This window comes from Actinoallomurus vinaceus, assembly GCF_039542055.1.
Lineage (GTDB): Bacteria > Actinomycetota > Actinomycetes > Streptosporangiales > Streptosporangiaceae > Actinoallomurus > Actinoallomurus vinaceus.
In genome coordinates this window covers 1-4,316 of record NZ_BAABHK010000043.1, presented here as the reverse complement: position 1 = coordinate 4,316, position 4,316 = coordinate 1, and the positions used below count along the sequence as shown (strand labels likewise).

The 4,316-nt window shown below is 69.0% G+C and carries 1 protein-coding gene and 1 pseudogene; both read left to right on the top strand.

Translation table 11 applies throughout. The features are described from left to right. Nucleotides 1–3,837: pseudogene (locus ABEA24_RS53235) on the top strand (hypothetical protein); the annotation flags it as partial. 36 nt (nt 3,838–3,873) lie between these two features. Then, on the top strand, nt 3,874–4,182 hold the full coding sequence (locus ABEA24_RS53230) for a hypothetical protein (protein ID WP_345444724.1): 309 nt from the start codon (nt 3,874–3,876) through the stop codon (nt 4,180–4,182). Nucleotides 4,183–4,316: the final 134 nt, after the last annotated feature.

The window sequence follows — 4,316 nt, the reverse complement described above, 5'->3', positions numbered from 1 at the left end:
CCGGCACGGCCCGGCGAGACCGGTCCGGGCGGGGCCCGCCCCGGCGAGTCGGCACGCCCCAGCATCGCCGAGGCGTTGAACGGCCGGACGGGATCCCGGCCCGGCGACACCTCCGGCCACCCCGAGAACCCGGCCGGCAACACCCGCCCCGGCGAGACCCGCCCAGGATCCGGACAGGGCACGAGGCCAGGCGAAAACGGCAACGGCACCAAACCCGGCGAGGAACCCACCGCCACCAAGCCGAGCGAGAACAGCAACGCCACAAGACCAGGTGAAGGACCCACGGGCGGCCAGCCCCGCCCCGCCGACTCGCGCGCCACCACGGCCGAAACCCCCACCGGCGGCGGTACGGGCCAGGCGCCCGAAACGCCGCTCACGGGCGGCCAGGACAGGCCGATCACCAGCGGCAACACCGGCCAAACCGGCGGTGACCTGAGCGGCACCGGTGGCTCCGACCGCGGGCAGGCGGAACCAGTCCAACCCGGCCCGGCCGTGATCCCGCCACGACCCGGCGAGACCGGCCCCGGCACCGCCCGCCCCGGCGAACCGGCACGCCCCAGCATCTCCGAGATACTGAACCGCGACGGGCGGGCAGGGGGACCGGCGGGAGGCCACACCGACCACGGGCCGGGCGGCGCGGACCTACGGCGATCGACGCCGTCCGGCGAGCCGGATCCTGCCAGTACGGCGGATGGTGCCGGTCACACCGATCAGGCCGGTGATCACTGGGCGGACGATCTCGACGGCGGCTTCGATGTCCTCGGAGACCTTCCACCGCACCAGAGGGATGCCGTCGAGCGGCTCCTGGACGACGATGGCGTCCGCCGCCTGAACGAGGCGCTGGCCAGCGACGACCCGCACGTACGCGCCGAGGCGCAGGTGTGGGCACGCGACGCGGGTGAGGGACTGAAGGCCCTTCCGGTCGCCGAACGACAGACGGTCTACCACTACACGTCGCTGCCGGCCGACCGGCTGGCCGAGCTGGTCCCCGGTGCCGACGTGACGATGCACGGCATGCTGGACACGGCCTCGATTCACACTCCGGACCACGGTCATCCGGTGGAGGTGGTGATCCACTCCCGGACCGGAGCCGATGTCTCGATCCTCACCGGCCGCGACCAGGTCGTGTTCGGGCCGGAAACCCGATTCCGCGTCCTGGCCGAAGAGCACATCGAACTGCCGATGTACAACGAGCACGAGAACGTGCGGCCGATCCACCGGATCTTCGTCGCCGAGCTCCCACCGGACGGCACGCCGCTGCCGGGGACCGCCGGGCACCCGGACACCGCGCTGACGCAGCGGCCGATGGACCAGCGGTTGCAGAACCTCGCCGACATCGCCCGCGAGGAGACCCCGGCCGGCGTCGCCTACTTCCACCCCGACGACCCGCAGTATGCGGGTCTGACGATGGGGACGAACCGCGCCGCCCCCATGGACGGAGTCTTCACCCTCGACCTGCACGCGAACTCCAAGAACGGGCGAGTGGGCGAGGAGCCTCTGAGCGGCCGGGACATCGCGACTCTGCTGAGCCAAGAGCCCAGGCTCACGGACACACCGGGTCACCCGGACGGTGACGGCCGGCCGGTGATCGTACGCTCCCTGGGGTGCCGCAGTGGGCAGGGGATGCATCCGCTGGCACAGGAGATCGCCAACGAGAGCGGCCGCATCGTCATCGCTCCGGACAACGAGGTGTGGATCGACTCGAACGGCAGCGCGCAGGTCAGCGCTCCGAGAGTCGGCGCCGATGGTCGTCCCATACCCATGCGCTTCCCCCCGGAGGGCGCATGGCGGATCTTCGTTCCCGAAGACGGCCGTGTCCTCCCGCAGGGCCACGAGCCGACGCCCGGCGGGCACGAGGGCGGTGAGACAGCTGGGCGTGGCCCGTCCACGGACGTGCCGCGCGAACCGCAGCCGACCCGTCCCGATGAGCCACCGTCCGATCCGCACGAGCTGCGCCGGAGCGCGCCCGAGGACGGAGTGCCGGCGGAGCATGGTGAGCCCCCGGCCGTCCCGGACCCCCACGCCCAACGCCGCGAGGAACTCGCCCAGAGCGTCGTCACCGGCATCGACCCTGACCAGACCAGACTCCTCGGGCGCGCCAACACGGGCTCGAGTCACGCCACGATGGCCGAGCGGGTGGAGCTCGTCACCTTCAACGACGGCGCGCACGCTGTCCGCAAGGAGATGAGGGCCGGCTGGGAGGATCAGGCGGACCGCGAGGAACTCGGCGCGCTGGTCGGCGGCGCCGTCGATGCGCCGGTGCCGCACGTGTACCGGGAGAATGACCGCGTCGTCTTCATGGACCACATCGACGGCGACTCCGCGTTCGCCCAGCATCCGACCACCTGGGACCCTTCGGACCTGGACCATCTCGGCTATCAGAACACCCATGGCGCCAAGCTCCTGGGTCTTCTCGACGTCCTGATCGAAAACTCCGATCGGCACAATGGCAACTGGATCATCATCGACGGAAACGTCTTTGGTATCGACCACAATATGGCCTTTCACGGAAGGGACGTCGACACCACCTCGAACTCGTTTGCCGCGCATTATGCGGACCTCGTAGAAGTCTCCAACGGGCACTACGAATACGTCTGGAAGCCCAATGAACTGTCCCCAAGCGATGTCGCGCTGATCAGAAGCCGGCTCGAAGCGTTGCGTCCGGAATTCGAACGGCTCGGACACGGAGACGACTGGTACGACGGCATGATGGACCGCTTCGCGCACATCGAGGCGAACGCCTCAGGGACGACGTCGCTACTGGCCTCCGACGAGCACCTCCCGACCGTCGCCCAATCGGACCGAGCCCCGGCCCACGACGCGGAACCCCCCGGAGAGAATCGGGATCCTGGGGAGGACGGGCCGACCGCGCCTGCGGCCCCACCGAGGCCTGAGGGCCCCCAAGACCCTGCCGGCGGCGGCTCGGCCCTCCGGCCGGACCATGGCGACAAGCCCGTTGCCGACCAGGACGGCGGCGCCGCCGACCACCAACTCGGCAGGAGCGACGAGCCCGCTCATCGCACCTCGGCGGAGCCGGACCGATTCGCCGAATGGGGGGATCGCGCCGACGCCATCCGGCAGGTCCTGCCCCCGGATGGCCTGCCGCACGACGGCAACCTACGGGAGATCATTCAGTCAACGCCCAATGAGTCCTCTGTCCACCCCGACGTCCGACAGTGGATTGACAACGCCCTCTCGTTCGATCACCCGGCGAGTGGCCTGCGTCTCTCGATCGACGAAGTCGGCGTCCTCGGCAAGCAGGCGATAATCAGTGGTGAGTTCCTCGATCGCGACGGACAGCGGCAAGGTGTCCTGGTGCTGAATTTCCACGCCAATCCGGACGGGGAACCCTATGCGAAGATCGCCATGGTGGAGCTGAACGGGGACAGCCAAGGGCGCGGGATCGGCGTCAATCTGATGGAGCGGCTGGAGAACTGGCTCATCGCTCAGGATGTACCGGAGATCAGACTCTGGGCCAACATCGACGTCGGCGGATACGCCTGGGTGCTGTACGGATTCGACTTCGACAGCAGGCTCCCCTTTGCGGAGAGCGGCCTACCAATAATCCACGACGTGGTGGAAAATCACATCCAGTCTGGCCTGATGTCCCCCGAGGGACTCCGACAGTGGGAGGCAATCGCCGATCGGGCAACAGAGGAGGCATGGGGTACCCCGGAGAGGATCACCGCGTACGAGATCAGCCGGCTGGGCTGGGAGCGCCGGCGACCCGATACGGACGGCCGCATGACTTGGGACGGCAAGGAGATCCTGCGCGGTTCCGGATGGGGTGCCGTTCGCTTCCTTGAACCGCCCGAACCGCTGACGGGTGGGGAATGAACTCCGGCCGAGGACACGTACGGGAGGTGAGAGGCTGTGATCACTTCGGAGGAGCTTGAACGCGAACGGAGGAGGGCCCTCAGCCGTCTCGCGGATCTGCACCGGCAATGGGCACGGCGGTACGGCGATGTCGCCCCGTTCAACACCGAACATGCCAGCCCGGGCCCACGAGGCACTGACTACGCGTTGCATCACGTGGACGCGTCGGCGACCGCGGAGCAGGAAGAAGAGTTCCAGCGGCTCGCCGCCGAGGCGATGCGTCCGTTCCAGGAGATGGCCGAGGAATACGCTCGCCAGCAACGTGAGCGCGGAACGGCCGAACCGGGGAACGAAGCTCGGGGATAAGGCCGGAGGCGATACTTAGACCATGGCAGCGCCAGAAGTGCTCGCGGTCCTGAACGTACGCGACCGCCGGCAGCTCGGGACGATCGAACTGACGGCCGACGGCGAGCTGCTCGCCGCTCCCCGAGGCGTTCGCG